Genomic DNA, 14861 nt, shown 5'->3' with positions numbered 1-14861 from the left:
GATGAAACTACTTGTTGCAGAAGATCAAAGTATGTTGCGAGATGCTATGTGCCAGTTGCTTGCCTTTCAACCAGATGTAGATTCTGTCCTACAAGCCAAGGATGGCCAAGAAGCAATCCAACTTTTAGAAAAAGAGTCTGTCGATATCGCCATTCTTGACGTAGAAATGCCTGTTAAGACAGGCCTCGAAGTCTTGGAGTGGATACGAGCAGAAAAGCTAGAAACAAAGGTGGTTGTGGTGACAACCTTCAAGCGCCCTGGCTATTTTGAACGCGCGATTAAGGCTGGAGTGGATGCCTATGTCTTGAAAGAAAGAAGCATTGCAGACCTCATGCAAACCTTGCACACTGTTCTCGAAGGACGCAAGGAATATTCGCCTGAATTGATGGAAGTGGTGATGACGCACCCCAATCCGTTGACAGAACAAGAGATTGCTGTCTTAAAGGGAATCGCTCAGGGTTTATCCAACCAAGAAATTGCAGACCAACTCTATCTATCAAACGGAACCGTCCGAAACTATGTCACAAATATTCTTTCGAAACTAGATGCTGGTAATCGAACAGAGGCAGCTAACATTGCAAAAGAATCTGGTTGGCTTTGATAAGAAGGGTTAAAAAATTCCGAAACGATAACTTGAATCGAAGGAAATCCATACTAGAAAGGAGGAGGCAAATTGCCTCCTTTTCTGGTTTAGAAAAGCGGTGAAAGCTAGTGTCAAAGAGTTAAAAGATCAGAATAAAAATGAAAAATATCTTGACAATGAAGGAAAAATTGTGTTACAATAATAGACGGTACTTTTTACTTTTGGTCTCTCAAAAGTGTACAGGGACGTGCTGACAAATGTTGCAAAAGTACACACAGATGGTAGCTGTCACCAAGTGTATCATCACCAAAAATAAAAAAACACAGGAGAATGTAGATGCCTACAATTAACCAATTGGTTCGCAAACCGCGTAAATCAAAAGTAGAAAAATCTAAATCACCAGCTTTGAACGTTGGTTACAACAGTCATAAAAAAGTTCAAACAAACGTTTCTTCACCACAAAAACGTGGTGTTGCAACTCGTGTTGGAACAATGACACCTAAAAAACCTAACTCTGCCCTTCGTAAATTCGCTCGTGTACGTTTGAGCAACCTTATCGAAGTTACTGCCTACATCCCAGGTATCGGACACAACTTGCAAGAGCACAGCGTGGTGCTTCTTCGTGGTGGACGTGTAAAAGACCTTCCAGGGGTACGTTACCATATCGTCCGTGGTGCACTTGATACTGCAGGTGTTAACGATCGTAAACAAGGCCGTTCTAAATACGGTACTAAACGTCCAAAAGCATAAGGAAAGGGGATAAAGAGAAATGAGTCGTAAAAATAGAGCTCCAAAACGTGACGTATTGCCAGATCCGCTTTACAATTCACAACTAGTTACTCGTCTTATCAACCGCGTTATGCTTGATGGTAAACGTGGTACAGCTGCTTCAATCGTTTACGGTGCTTTTGAGCAAATCAAAGAAGCTACTGGTAACGATGCACTTGAAGTATTTGAAACAGCAATGGAAAACATCATGCCTGTACTTGAAGTACGTGCACGTCGTGTTGGTGGATCTAACTACCAAGTCCCAGTTGAAGTTCGTCCAGAACGTCGTACAACACTTGGACTTCGTTGGTTGGTAACCATCGCTCGCCTTCGTGGTGAACACACAATGCAAGACCGTCTTGCAAAAGAAATCTTGGATGCTGCGAACAACACTGGTGCAGCTGTTAAGAAACGTGAAGACACTCACCGTATGGCTGAAGCTAACCGTGCCTTCGCACACTTCCGTTGGTAATAAAATGATACTAAGAGCGGCAAAGGCCCAAGGCAAAAATAGGAAACTGATGCAGTGTTCCGTGAACACAAAGCAGTTTATCTTTTTTGCACCGGGCCTCGCTCGAGTTCGAATCAGTTAACTTGAGCTTTTAGCCCGAGTTCAATTCAACTTGTCTACAAGTTGAAACCAACAAAAACAAGATAAACATTGAGAACGGGTAGGTCCTGCCTATCCGTTTTTATTAAAATCGTGTTATAATAGAATAGAAATTAAAATAAATAGGAGAAACAAACCTCATGGCACGCGAATTTTCACTTGAAAAAACTCGTAATATCGGTATCATGGCTCACGTCGATGCTGGTAAAACAACAACTACTGAGCGTATTCTTTACTACACTGGTAAAATCCACAAAATCGGTGAAACTCACGAAGGTGCGTCACAAATGGACTGGATGGAGCAAGAGCAAGAACGTGGTATCACTATCACATCTGCTGCGACAACAGCTCAATGGAATAACCACCGCGTAAACATCATCGACACACCAGGACACGTGGACTTCACAATCGAAGTACAACGTTCTCTTCGTGTATTGGACGGTGCGGTTACTGTTCTTGACTCACAATCAGGTGTTGAGCCTCAAACTGAAACAGTTTGGCGTCAAGCAACTGAGTACGGAGTTCCACGTATCGTATTTGCCAACAAAATGGACAAAATCGGTGCTGACTTCCTTTACTCAGTAAGCACACTTCACGACCGTCTTCAAGCAAACGCACACCCAATCCAATTGCCAATCGGTGCTGAAGATGACTTCCGTGGTATCATCGACTTGATCAAGATGAAAGCTGAAATCTATACTAACGACCTTGGTACAGATATCCTTGAAGAAGATATTCCAGCTGAATACCTTGACCAAGCTCAAGAATACCGTGAAAAATTGGTTGAAGCAGTCGCTGAAACTGATGAAGACTTGATGATGAAATACCTTGAAGGTGAAGAAATCACTAACGAAGAATTGAAAGCTGCTATCCGTAAAGCAACTATCAACGTTGAATTCTTCCCAGTATTGTGTGGTTCTGCCTTCAAGAACAAGGGTGTTCAATTGATGCTTGATGCGGTTATCGACTACCTTCCAAGCCCACTTGACATCCCAGCAATCAAAGGTATCAACCCAGATACAGACGAAGAAGAAACTCGTCCAGCATCTGACGAAGAGCCATTCGCAGCTCTTGCCTTCAAGATTGCAACAGACCCATTTGTAGGTCGTTTGACATTCTTCCGTGTATACTCAGGTGTTCTTCAATCAGGTTCTTACGTAATGAACACTTCTAAAGGTAAACGTGAACGTATCGGACGTCTTGTGCAATTGCATGCCAATAGTCGTCAAGAAATCGAAACTGTTTATGCTGGTGATATTGCAGCTGCTATTGGTTTGAAGGATACAACTACTGGTGATTCATTGACAGATGAAAAAGCTAAAATCATCCTTGAGTCAATCCACGTTCCAGAACCAGTTATCCAGTTGATGGTTGAGCCAAAATCTAAAGCTGACCAAGATAAGATGGGTATCGCCCTTCAAAAATTGGCTGAAGAAGATCCAACATTCCGCGTTGAGACAAACGTTGAAACTGGTGAAACAGTTATCTCAGGTATGGGTGAACTTCACCTTGACGTCCTTGTTGACCGTATGCGTCGTGAGTTTAAAGTTGAAGCGAACGTAGGTGCTCCTCAAGTATCTTACCGTGAAACATTCCGCGCTTCTACTCAAGCACGTGGATTCTTCAAACGTCAGTCTGGTGGTAAAGGTCAATTCGGTGATGTATGGATTGAGTTTAGTCCAAACGAAGAAGGTAAAGGATTCGAATTCGAAAACGCAATCGTCGGTGGTGTGGTTCCTCGTGAATTTATCCCAGCGGTTGAAAAAGGTTTGGTAGAATCTATGGCTAACGGTGTTCTTGCAGGTTACCCAATGGTTGACGTTAAAGCTAAGCTTTACGATGGTTCATACCACGATGTCGACTCATCTGAAACTGCCTTCAAGATCGCGGCTTCACTTGCCCTTAAAGAAGCTGCTAAATCAGCACAACCAGCTATCCTTGAGCCAATGATGCTTGTAACCATCACTGTTCCAGAAGAAAACCTTGGTGATGTTATGGGTCACGTAACTGCTCGTCGTGGACGTGTAGATGGTATGGAAGCACACGGTAACAGCCAAATCGTTCGTGCTTACGTTCCACTTGCTGAAATGTTCGGTTACGCAACAGTTCTTCGTTCTGCATCTCAAGGACGTGGTACCTTCATGATGGTATTTGACCACTACGAAGATGTACCTAAGTCAGTACAAGAAGAAATCATTAAGAAAAATAAAGGTGAAGACTAATCAGTCCTCACTCTAGAAGGAAGTCACTTAGTGGCTTCCTTTTTTTGTCTTTAACTATTCATTTTTGCTGAATATAGTATACAAATTTGGTCGCTAAGTGAAAAAAATACTAATTCCATCCAGAAAGAAAATATTCTAATTTGATAAATTAAAGTAAATAAAGGTTCCTAATTCCGTAGAAAAGTTAATAAAAATGAGGAAAAGATTCATAAATACACTTTTAGATAGAAAATTCAGAAAATTGACTCTTTTGCCTTGAAAATTTTTGAAAAAATGGTATGATAGTAACAAGCTATTTTTTTAAGAGAAGAGAAAGGGGAACAATGGAGAAAATCAGTTTAGAATCTCCTAAGACGGGGTCGGACCTGGTTTTGGAAACACTTCGGGACTTAGGGATTGATACCATTTTTGGTTATCCTGGTGGTGCAGTCTTACCTTTGTATGATGCGATATACAATTTTAAAGGTATTCGCCACATCTTGGGACGCCATGAGCAAGGTTGTTTGCACGAAGCTGAAGGATATGCCAAATCAACTGGAAAGTTGGGCGTTGCCGTCGTCACGAGTGGACCGGGAGCAACAAATGCCATTACAGGGATTGCAGATGCCATGAGCGATAGCGTTCCCCTTTTGGTCTTTACAGGTCAGGTTGCACGAGCTGGGATTGGGAAGGATGCCTTTCAGGAGGCGGATATCGTAGGTATTACCATGCCCATTACCAAGTACAATTACCAAGTACGTGAAACGGCTGACATTCCTCGTATCATTACGGAGGCTGTGCATATCGCAACGACTGGTCGTCCAGGTCCAGTTGTAATTGACTTGCCAAAGGATGTATCAGCTCTAGAGACAGATTTCATCTATTCACCAGAGGTGAATTTACCAAGTTACCAACCGACGCTTGATCCGAATGACATGCAAATCAAGAAAATCTTGAAGCAATTGTCAAAAGCCAAGAAACCTGTTTTGTTAGCAGGCGGTGGTATCAGCTATGCGGAAGCTTCTAAGGAGCTCAATGAATTTGCTGAACGTTACCAAATTCCAGTAGTCACCAGTCTTTTGGGGCAAGGTACCATTGCAACGAGTCATCCGCTCTTCCTAGGGATGGGAGGCATGCATGGTTCTTTCGCAGCCAACATTGCAATGACGGAAGCGGACTTTATGATTAGTATTGGTTGCCGTTTCGATGACCGCTTGACTGGAAATCCTAAGACCTTTGCTAAAAATGCCAAGGTTGCGCATATCGACATTGACCCAGCTGAGATTGGTAAGATTATCAGTGCAGATATTCCTGTAGTGGGAGATGCTAAGAAAGCCTTGCAGATGCTGTTAGCAGAACCAACTGTTCATAACAATACTGAAAAATGGATTGAAAAAGTCACTAAAGACAAGAACCGCGTTCGTTCTTATGATAAGAAAGAACGTGTGGTTCAACCGCAGGCTGTTATTGAACGCATCGGTGAATTGACAAATGGAGATGCCATTGTTGTAACTGACGTAGGGCAACACCAAATGTGGACAGCTCAGTATTACCCATATCAGAATGAACGTCAATTGGTAACTTCAGGTGGCTTGGGGACCATGGGTTTCGGAGTTCCTGCAGCTATTGGAGCCAAGATTGCAAATCCAGAAAAAGAGGTTATCCTTTTTGTCGGTGATGGTGGTTTCCAAATGACCAATCAAGAGCTAGCTATCCTAAATATCTACAAGGTTCCGATTAAGGTTGTCATGTTGAATAACCACTCACTAGGAATGGTTCGCCAGTGGCAGGAATCCTTCTATGAGGGTAGAACTTCCGAGTCAGTCTTTGATACACTTCCTGACTTCCAGCTGATGGCACAGGCTTACGGCATCAAAAACTATAAATTTGATAATCCAGAGACGATAGAGAAGGATCTAGAAGTCATTCTAGAGGATGTGCCCATGTTTATCGAGGTGGACATTTCTCGTAAGGAACAGGTCTTACCGATGGTACCAGCTGGTAAGAGCAATCATGAGATGTTGGGGGTGAAGTTCCATGCGTAGAATGTTAACAGCTAGATTGCAAAACCGTTCAGGAGTTTTGAATCGTTTTACAGGTGTCCTTTCTCGTCGTCAAGTCAATATTGAGAGTATCTCAGTTGGTGCGACGGAGAACCCCAATGTATCTCGTATCACCATCATTATTGATGTAGCTTCTCATGATGAAGTAGAGCAAATCATTAAACAGCTCAATCGTCAGATTGATGTGATTCGTATTCGAGATATCACAGATAAACCACACTTGGAAAGAGAAGTTATCTTGGTGAAGGTATCTGCTCCTGCTGAAAAGCGTGCAGAAATCTTAGCCATTATCCAACCTTTCCGTGCAACAGTAGTAGATGTGGCTCCAAGCTCAATCACCATCCAGATGACTGGAAATGCTGAAAAGAGTGAAGCTTTATTGCGAGTGATTCGACCATATGGTATTAAAAATATCGCTCGTACGGGTGCAACTGGATTTACCCGTGACTAATACTCTTTGATTTTCATTGAGTATAAAAATAACTTAAATTTGTTAAACCAGCCTATAAGGCAATAAAAAATAGAAAAGAGAGAAAAACTATGGCAGTTCAAATGGAATACGAAAAAGATGTTAAAGTAGCAGCGCTTGACGGTAAAAAAATCGCCGTAATCGGTTATGGTTCACAAGGACATGCGCATGCGCAAAACTTGCGTGATTCAGGTCGTGATGTCATCATCGGTGTGCGTCCAGGTAAATCTTTTGACAAAGCAAAAGAAGACGGATTTGACACTTACACAGTAGCAGAAGCAACTAAATTGGCTGACGTTATCATGATCTTGGCACCAGACGAAATCCAACAAGAATTGTACGAAGCAGAAATCGCTCCAAACTTGGAAGCTGGAAATGCAGTTGGATTTGCTCATGGTTTCAATATCCACTTTGAATTTATCAAAGTACCTGCAGATGTAGATGTCTTCATGTGTGCTCCTAAAGGACCAGGACACTTGGTACGTCGTACTTACGAAGAAGGATTTGGTGTGCCAGCTCTTTATGCAGTCTACCAAGACGCTACAGGAAATGCTAAAAACATTGCTATGGACTGGTGTAAAGGTGTTGGGGCAGCTCGTGTTGGTTTGCTTGAAACAACTTACAAAGAAGAAACTGAAGAAGATTTGTTTGGTGAACAAGCTGTACTTTGTGGTGGTTTGACTGCCCTTATCGAAGCAGGTTTTGAAGTCTTGACAGAAGCAGGCTATGCCCCAGAATTGGCTTACTTTGAAGTTCTTCATGAAATGAAGTTGATCGTTGACTTGATCTATGAAGGTGGATTCAAGAAAATGCGTCAATCTATTTCAAACACTGCTGAATACGGTGACTATGTATCAGGTCCACGTGTGATTACTGAGCAAGTTAAAGAAAACATGAAAGCTGTTTTGGCAGATATCCAAAATGGTAAATTTGCAAATGACTTTGTAAATGACTACAAGGCTGGTCGTCCCAAATTAACTGCTTACCGTGAACAAGCAGCTAACCTTGAAATTGAAAAAGTTGGTGCAGAATTGCGTAAAGCAATGCCTTTCGTTGGTAAAAACGACGACGACGCATTCAAAATCTACAATTAATTCTTGTAAAGAGAGACAGAAGGCGAGTTGGGGGTACCTAACTCGTTTTTTATCTTGAAAAGTACTTGAGGAGGAGACAATGCTAAGTGCAAAAGATGTGGTGAAAGCCCACAAAGTTTTGAGTGGTGTAGTAGTTGATACACCACTAGAATATGATCATTATTTATCAGAAAAATACCAAGCAAAGATTTATCTCAAAAAGGAGAATGCGCAACGAGTTCGCTCTTTTAAAATTCGTGGAGCCTATTATGCCATTTCTCAACTATCAAAAGAAGAACGCGAGCGTGGTGTAGTCTGTGCCTCTGCGGGAAATCATGCCCAAGGTGTCGCCTATACTTGTAATGAGATGAAGATTCCTGCAACCATTTTTATGCCCATCACAACACCGCAACAAAAGATTGGGCAGGTTCGCTTTTTCGGTGGAGAGTTCGTGACAATCAAGTTGGTTGGGGATACCTTTGATGCTTCTGCTAAGGCAGCACAAGAATTTACATTGACAGAAAACCGCACCTTTATCGATCCTTTTGATGATGCGCATGTTCAGGCTGGTCAAGGGACGGTAGCCTATGAAATTCTTGAAGAAGCCCGTAAAGAGTCTATTGATTTTGATACAGTACTTGTACCAGTAGGTGGTGGCGGATTGATTGCCGGTGTTTCTACTTATATTAAGGAAACCAACCCGACTATCGAAGTGATTGGAGTAGAAGCCAATGGAGCTCGCTCTATGAAGGCTGCCTTTGAAGCTGGGGGACCAGTTAAACTCAAAGAAATTGATAAGTTTGCTGATGGGATAGCTGTGCAGAAGGTTGGACAATTAACCTATGAAGCGACCCGAAAAAATGTTGAAACGCTGATTGGGGTGGACGAGGGATTGATTTCTGAAACCTTGATTGATCTTTATTCCAAACAAGGAATTGTAGCAGAACCAGCCGGAGCTGCCAGCGTTGCAGCCTTGGAAGTTTTATCAGACTATATCAAAGGCAAGACGATTTGTTGTATTATTTCTGGGGGCAATAACGATATCAACCGCATGCCAGAGATGGAAGAACGTGCCTTGATTTACGATGGAATCAAGCATTACTTTGTAGTGAATTTCCCACAGCGTCCAGGAGCTCTCCGAGAGTTTGTAAATGACATTTTGGGGCCAAATGATGACATCACTCGTTTTGAATATATCAAACGAGCAAGCAAGGGGACAGGCCCTGTATTGATTGGGGTAGCTCTTGCCAATAAGCATGATTATGCTGGATTGATTCATCGAATGGAAAAGTTTGACCCATCTTATATTAATTTGAATGGGAACGAAACGTTGTATAATATGCTAGTTTAAGCTAAAATAAAATTATTATCATATTATTTGCGTAATGATGTTGATGGTGCTATAATGAGGGTGACGAAAGGGGGAGATTCCCATGGTTTTACAAATTTTACTTATTTTATTGTTTTTAGTGGTGATTGCATCAGTGATTATGATTAGTTCTGTGTATGTGGTTCGACAACAATCGGTCGCTATCATAGAACGCTTTGGTAAATACCAAAAGTTGAGCAATAGTGGTATTCATTTACGAGCTCCTTTTGGAATTGATAGGATTGCGGCAAGAGTTCAACTACGCTTGTTGCAAAGTGAGATTGTTGTAGAGACAAAGACGCAAGATAATGTATTTGTAACGATGAATGTGGCAACTCAGTATCGAGTAAATGAAAACAACGTCACAGATGCCTATTATAAATTGATGCGTCCAGAAGCCCAAATTAAATCCTATATTGAAGATGCTTTGCGTTCATCTGTACCAAAGCTAACCCTAGATGAGTTGTTTGAGAAGAAGGATGAAATCGCCTTAGAAGTTCAAAAACAAGTGGCTGAAGAAATGTCTACGTATGGGTATATCATTGTCAAAACGCTGATTACTAAGGTTGAACCTGATGCTGAAGTAAAACAATCAATGAATGAAATTAACGCGGCTCAACGTAAGAGAGTTGCGGCGCAAGAGCTTGCTGAAGCAGATAAGATTAAAATCGTGACCGCAGCAGAAGCAGAAGCAGAAAAAGATCGCCTACATGGTGTAGGGATTGCAGAGCAGCGTAAAGCAATTGTTGACGGACTAGCCGATTCTATCCAAGAGTTAAAGGGAGCCAATGTTGAGCTAACTGAAGAACAAATCATGTCTATCCTATTAACGAACCAGTATTTAGATACGTTGAATAATTTTGCAGATAAAGAGGGTAATAATACAATCTTTCTACCAGCAAATCCTAATGGAGTCGAGGACATAAGAACTCATATATTATCGGCTTTAAAAGCCAAATAAAAATATGCAGAATAATATAGTTGCAACGAATATATGTTTTTTTATTGACAAACGAAATAAAAACGTATACAATTAAGTATTGTAAAGAATAATTTAGGAGAAGAACATGGCTAAGTCGAACTTTGAAAAAGTAGAAGCAGTTGTTGGCTGGGTTCGTGATAAGAAAATCACAGGCTACCGTATCTCTAAAGAAACGAATGCGCGTGAAATGTCTATCATTGCTCTAGCACAAGGACGCGCAAAAGTTAAAAATATTTCATTTGAAACAGCTCTTGGTTTAATCGATTTCTATGAAAAAAATCATGAAAAATTTGAAGATTAAACTGTGGTCACAGGCAGATTCCTGAATCGAGTCTGCCTTTTCTTTACAATTACAAATTAAAAAGACTGCATTCTTTATGCAGTCTTTGTTTATTAGCTGAGATAGCGTTGAAGAAATTCTTTTGTCCGGTCTTCTTTAGGATTTGTAAAGAGTTCTTCAGGCCTGCCTTCTTCAGCAATGACACCCTTATCCATAAAGATGACACGGTGAGAGACATCGCGAGCGAATTCCATTTCGTGGGTTACGACGATCATGGTCAAGCCTTCTTGAGCCAAATCCTGCATAATTTTGAGGACTTCTCCAACCATTTCAGGGTCAAGAGCAGATGTTGGTTCGTCGAAGAGAATGGCATCAGGATTCATGGAGAGCGCGCGGGCGATAGCCACGCGTTGTTTCTGACCACCTGATAGTTGCTTGGGCTTGGCTTGCCAGTAACGTTCTCCCATGCCAACTTTTTCGAGATTCTCTTTGGCAATTTTTTCAGCTTCAGAGTGGTCGCGTTTGAGTACAGTCGTTTGGGCAACAATCGTATTTTCAAGGACATTCAGATTTTCAAAGAGATTGAAAGATTGGAAAACCATACCGAGTTTTTCACGATAATGGGTGAGGTTATAGCCTTTTTCTAAGACATTTTCTCCTCGATAGAGAATCTCTCCCTCTGTAGGTGTTTCGAGTAAATTAATTGAACGAAGGAAGGTTGATTTTCCGCTTCCAGAGCTCCCGATGATGGAAATAACCTCTCCTTTATGGACGGTGAGAGAAATGTCTTTTAGCACTTCGTTTTGCCCATAGGATTTTTTGAGGTGTTTGATTTCAAGGATTGCTTGTGTCATTTTTTCAAATCCTCCGTTTGCATTTGGTTAGCACCTGTAGTGTAAGTATCCATGTCCATACGACGTTCGATGAAGCGTAGGATACGGGTCACAGTAAAGGTGAGGACAAAGTAAATCACGGCGATGATGGTAAAGGTCTGGAAGTATTGATAAGTTTGTGTTGCTACAGTATTTCCTGAGAAATAAAGCTCAACAACTGAAATAACGTTCAATACAGAGGTATCTTTAATGTTGATGACAAACTCATTACCAGTAGCGGGTAGAATATTACGGACAACCTGAGGTAGGACAATCTTACGCATGGTTTGATTGTGGGTCATACCAAGAGCGGTTGCGGCTTCAAACTGTCCTTTGTCTACTGCTAGGATACCACCACGGACGATTTCAGTCATGTAGGCACCTGTGTTGATTGAGACGATGAAGATAGCAGCCAGTGTGCGGTCAAGGTTAATACCAAAAGCTTGGGCAGTTCCGTAGTAGATAACCATAGATTGAACAATCATCGGTGTACCACGGAAGATCTCGATATAGACATTGAGAATCCAACCAACTAGTTTCTGTAGGGCGTACATTGCCTTGTTCTCAGATAGTGGAGCGGTACGGAAGACCCCAATCGCAAGTCCGATAAGGAGACCTGTTATGGTTCCGATAATGGAGATTAAGAGTGTGATACCAGCACCACGTAAGAGTTGTTGCCAGTTTTCAGAAAGGATCTTAGCGACTTGGCTAAAGAAAGTACTTTCTTCCTCTGTTGTTGTAGACTCCACAGGTTGCTCTTTGATCATACGATCCATGAGGGCTACTTGCTCATCCTTAGAGATGGTTTCGATGCTCGCATTGATTTGGCTGATGCGACTATCATCTTTACGAAGTCCAATGGCAATAGCTGTATCTTCTTCGCCAGTTTTGAAACCTGGTTGAGGTTGGATCATTTTGAACTTAGCGTTAGCAGACTCAGCGGTCATTGCTTCAGGTCGTTCAGAAACATAGGCATCAATAACACCAGCCTCCAGAGCTTGACGCATCTGAGCGAAGTCACCCATAGCTGTTTCTTTTTTGGAACCTGGAATTTGGGAAATCAAATCATAGAGATAAACACCTTGTTGAGACGTGATTTTTGCTCCACTAAAGTCCTCTAAAGATTTGGCATTGGCATAGGCAGAGTCCTTTTTTACCAATAGAACCGGTTCGCTAGTATAGTAACTGCTTGAAAAAGCAATTTCTTGTTTGCGTTCAGCGGTTGGGCTCATACCGGCAATGATCATATCAATTTTGCCAGAAGTAAGGGCTGGAACAAGTCCTTCCCATTTGGTTTTCACAACCAAAGGTTCCTTACCAAGGTCTTTGGCAATCTTTTTAGCAATTTGAACATCGTAGCCGTTGGCATATTGGTTGGTACCGTCGATTTTGACGGCGCCGTTACTATCGTCGTCTTGAGTCCAGTTGAAGGGAGCGTATGCTGCCTCCATCCCGATGCGTAAATATTCGTCGGCTTGGACTTGGCTAACTAGTCCTAAGGTAAGGGCTAGGCTAGCAAGGATAGATAAGCATAATTTTTTCATGTTTTCTCCTATTTCTAGTCTAAAAATGACTCTCTCTATTGTATCTAAAAATAGTGAGATTTTCAATACAAGTAAGCCTTTACTTATAAAAAATGATATAATGGTAAAAAGATTGAAAGGGAAGCGATTATGAAAAAAAGATGGCTGTTGGCTTTGGTATTTACTTATTTATTATTTATACCGAGCCTGGTTTTTGCAGTAGACTTTGATATCTTATCTTATCAGGGGGATTTGAATATTCATGCAGATAATACTGCAATTTTTAAGGAAACAATTACCTACCGCTTTGGAGATGATTATAATGGTCAGTTAGTTGGACTCGGGAAAGCTGGGAAAATGCCAGAAGGATTTGACATTGATCCCGATCCGACCGTTCAGGTCTCTAAAAATGGAAGAATTGTTCAAAATGCTTCCTTCTATACTATGGAGGAAGAGGACGGTTACAAGGTAAAAATTTACAATGCTGGATATGCTGGAGATACTGTTCGGGTAACGGTTACCTGGAAACTATCAAATCTTCTCTTCTTGTATAAGGATATCGCAGAGCTAAATTGGCAACCCTTGACAGATAGTACTGGAGACATCAAAGAGATTGAGTTCAAGGTCAGCTCTGATACTCCAGCGGAGAAACTCTATTTTCATGCAGGACAACTCCTAAGGGACTCTAGTGTTGAAAAAGTAAATAATCTCTATCATGTCAAAATGAAAGACCTTCCTAGAAAGCGACAGATCGAATTACATGCTTACTGGCCGAGAAGTGCTTTTGCAGAAGCTCCAGATCAAGGATTAGAGGAAGAACGTTTAACGGATTTTAACCGAATTGAAAGCAATATAGCGACAGAAAAAGCGCAAAGTGAGATTATGATGAAATGGGTGTTCCCTGTCATTTTTATGAGTCTCTTGCTTTTAGTTCCTCTCTTCTATAGGATGTTTCGTCAGAGTACAAGCATTAAGAAGGTCTTTCCAAAAGATCATCGACTCTACGAACCACCGATGGATTTGCCTCCAATGGTTTTAGCAGAAGCAGTGTATTCAACTTCCTTAGAGGAAGTCAATCCCCTAAACAAATCAGGGTTTGGTAAATTTACTTTTGAACGTTTGATTCAGGCAACCTTGTTGGATTTAGTAGATCGAGGCCATTTATCTATTTTCCAAGGGGATGAGGAACCTTATGTGCGCATTATCAGTGAAAAGGGGTTGTCCAATTTTGAGAAGGAATGCCTGCGCATGACTTTGTCAAATAAGAAAGAATTGGCTATTTCAGAGCTCTTCCCTGATTACCAAGTTTCATCTTCCCTTTATCGTGGTGCCAAAGAGTCAGATGAAAAACATATCCGAGAAACAGGCTTGCGCCTCAAACGCTCCTTTGAAGGAAGACTTCAACGCATTCAGTCTTGTGTCAAGGATAAGGTCCATGTACTTCGTATCCCAAGCTACTATCGTCCCTTGACAAGCGAGGAACGTCGCCTTGCTCTCGGGATGCGAGTTTGTTCAGCCATAACAGCTCTAGGTGGACTGCTATTCTTTTACTATAGCTGGCAAACACATGGTTTCTTTTCGATCCCATTTCTACTCTTAGGATTGACAGGATTAGGGGCTAGTTTCTGGGTTTATCTTGCCACGCGAGGAGCCTATCGCGATGGAGTTCTAACTGAGGAAGGAGCAGAAATCTTCTATCTCTGGACGAGTTTTGAAAATATGCTTCGCGACATTGCTCATCTAGATCAGGCCGAGCTAGAGAGCATCGTCCTTTGGAACCGTCTACTGGTCTATGCGACTCTCTTTGGTTATGCCAAGAAGGTGAGTAAGTTAATGAAAGTTCGCCATATTCAGCTTGAAAATCCAGATTTGAATCTTTATGTAGCCTATGGTTGGCACTCACAGTTCTACTCCTCAACTGCACAAATCAAGCAATATACTGCTGTCGCAAATACAGCTAGCAATTACTCTGTATCTTCTGGAAGTGGTTCTTCAGGTGGAGGATTCTCAGGAGGCGGAGGCGGTGGTAGCATCGGTGCCTTCTAAAAAATCTATCGCAATATCCGAA

Annotated in this window: 13 protein-coding genes; 11 read left to right on the top strand and 2 right to left on the bottom strand. The window is 41.7% G+C overall.

The genetic code is table 11. The features are described 5' to 3' along the window. Nucleotide 1: 1 nt before the first annotated feature. The 10 genes from O3655_RS04605 (at nt 2) to O3655_RS04560 (ending at nt 10419) form a co-directional block, all read left to right on the top strand. Nucleotides 2-601 carry a response regulator transcription factor gene (locus tag O3655_RS04605; protein ID WP_084856603.1) on the top strand — a complete coding sequence of 200 codons (600 nt, stop codon included), beginning with the start codon at nt 2-4 and terminating at the stop codon, nt 599-601. A 318-nt stretch (nt 602-919) separates the two neighbouring features. Further along, nucleotides 920-1333: a 30S ribosomal protein S12 gene (rpsL, locus tag O3655_RS04600; protein WP_001142332.1), complete on the top strand. Its 414-nt coding sequence runs from the start codon at nt 920-922 to the stop codon at nt 1331-1333. 19 nt (nt 1334-1352) lie between these two features. After that, on the top strand, nt 1353-1823 hold the full coding sequence (gene rpsG, locus O3655_RS04595) for a 30S ribosomal protein S7 (RefSeq protein ID WP_000087873.1): 471 nt from the start codon (nt 1353-1355) through the stop codon (nt 1821-1823). Nucleotides 1824-2101: 278 nt separating this feature from the next. Further along, nucleotides 2102-4183, top strand: a complete 2082-nt coding sequence (gene fusA / locus O3655_RS04590; RefSeq protein WP_000090336.1) for an elongation factor G — start codon at nt 2102-2104, stop codon at nt 4181-4183. Between the two features lie 323 nt (nt 4184-4506). Continuing rightward, a complete protein-coding gene (locus tag O3655_RS04585) occupies nt 4507-6207 on the top strand; it encodes an acetolactate synthase large subunit (RefSeq protein WP_000411743.1) in 1701 nt (566 codons plus the stop codon). Continuing rightward, nucleotides 6200-6676: an acetolactate synthase small subunit gene (gene ilvN, locus O3655_RS04580; protein WP_001253813.1), complete on the top strand. Its 477-nt coding sequence runs from the start codon at nt 6200-6202 to the stop codon at nt 6674-6676. Before O3655_RS04585 ends, ilvN begins: the two co-directional genes overlap by 8 nt. Before the next feature lie 89 nt (nt 6677-6765). Then, nucleotides 6766-7788, top strand: coding sequence for a ketol-acid reductoisomerase (ilvC, locus tag O3655_RS04575; protein WP_000290683.1), 1023 nt, complete (start codon nt 6766-6768; stop codon nt 7786-7788). Between the two features lie 79 nt (nt 7789-7867). Then, nucleotides 7868-9118: a threonine ammonia-lyase IlvA gene (ilvA, locus tag O3655_RS04570; RefSeq protein WP_000947300.1), complete on the top strand. Its 1251-nt coding sequence runs from the start codon at nt 7868-7870 to the stop codon at nt 9116-9118. A gap of 82 nt (nt 9119-9200) precedes the next feature. Further along, a complete protein-coding gene (locus O3655_RS04565) occupies nt 9201-10097 on the top strand; it encodes an SPFH domain-containing protein (protein WP_000244061.1) in 897 nt (298 codons plus the stop codon). Between the two features lie 106 nt (nt 10098-10203). Further along, nucleotides 10204-10419, top strand: a complete 216-nt coding sequence (locus O3655_RS04560) for a hypothetical protein (protein WP_001130031.1) — start codon at nt 10204-10206, stop codon at nt 10417-10419. A gap of 92 nt (nt 10420-10511) precedes the next feature. On the opposite strand, the gene O3655_RS04555 is transcribed toward O3655_RS04560, so the two are convergent. Beyond that, nucleotides 10512-11252: an amino acid ABC transporter ATP-binding protein gene (locus tag O3655_RS04555; RefSeq protein ID WP_000189491.1), complete on the bottom strand. Its 741-nt coding sequence runs from the start codon at nt 11250-11252 to the stop codon at nt 10512-10514. Beyond that, nucleotides 11249-12814, bottom strand: a complete 1566-nt coding sequence (locus O3655_RS04550; protein WP_308697388.1) for an ABC transporter substrate-binding protein/permease — start codon at nt 12812-12814, stop codon at nt 11249-11251. Before O3655_RS04550 ends, O3655_RS04555 begins: the two co-directional genes overlap by 4 nt. A 129-nt stretch (nt 12815-12943) precedes the next feature. Here O3655_RS04550 and O3655_RS04545 point away from each other — a divergent pair, with 129 nt between their 5' ends. Then, nucleotides 12944-14839, top strand: coding sequence for a DUF2207 domain-containing protein (locus O3655_RS04545; RefSeq protein WP_308697389.1), 1896 nt, complete (start codon nt 12944-12946; stop codon nt 14837-14839). The last annotated feature ends 22 nt before the right edge of the window (nt 14840-14861 follow it).

This window comes from Streptococcus sp. 27098_8_70, assembly GCF_041432215.1.
GTDB classification, from domain to species: Bacteria; Bacillota; Bacilli; order Lactobacillales; family Streptococcaceae; genus Streptococcus; species Streptococcus oralis_CP.
The sequence above is the reverse complement of the archived record's forward strand: the minus strand, read 5'-3'. Positions and strand labels throughout refer to the sequence as shown.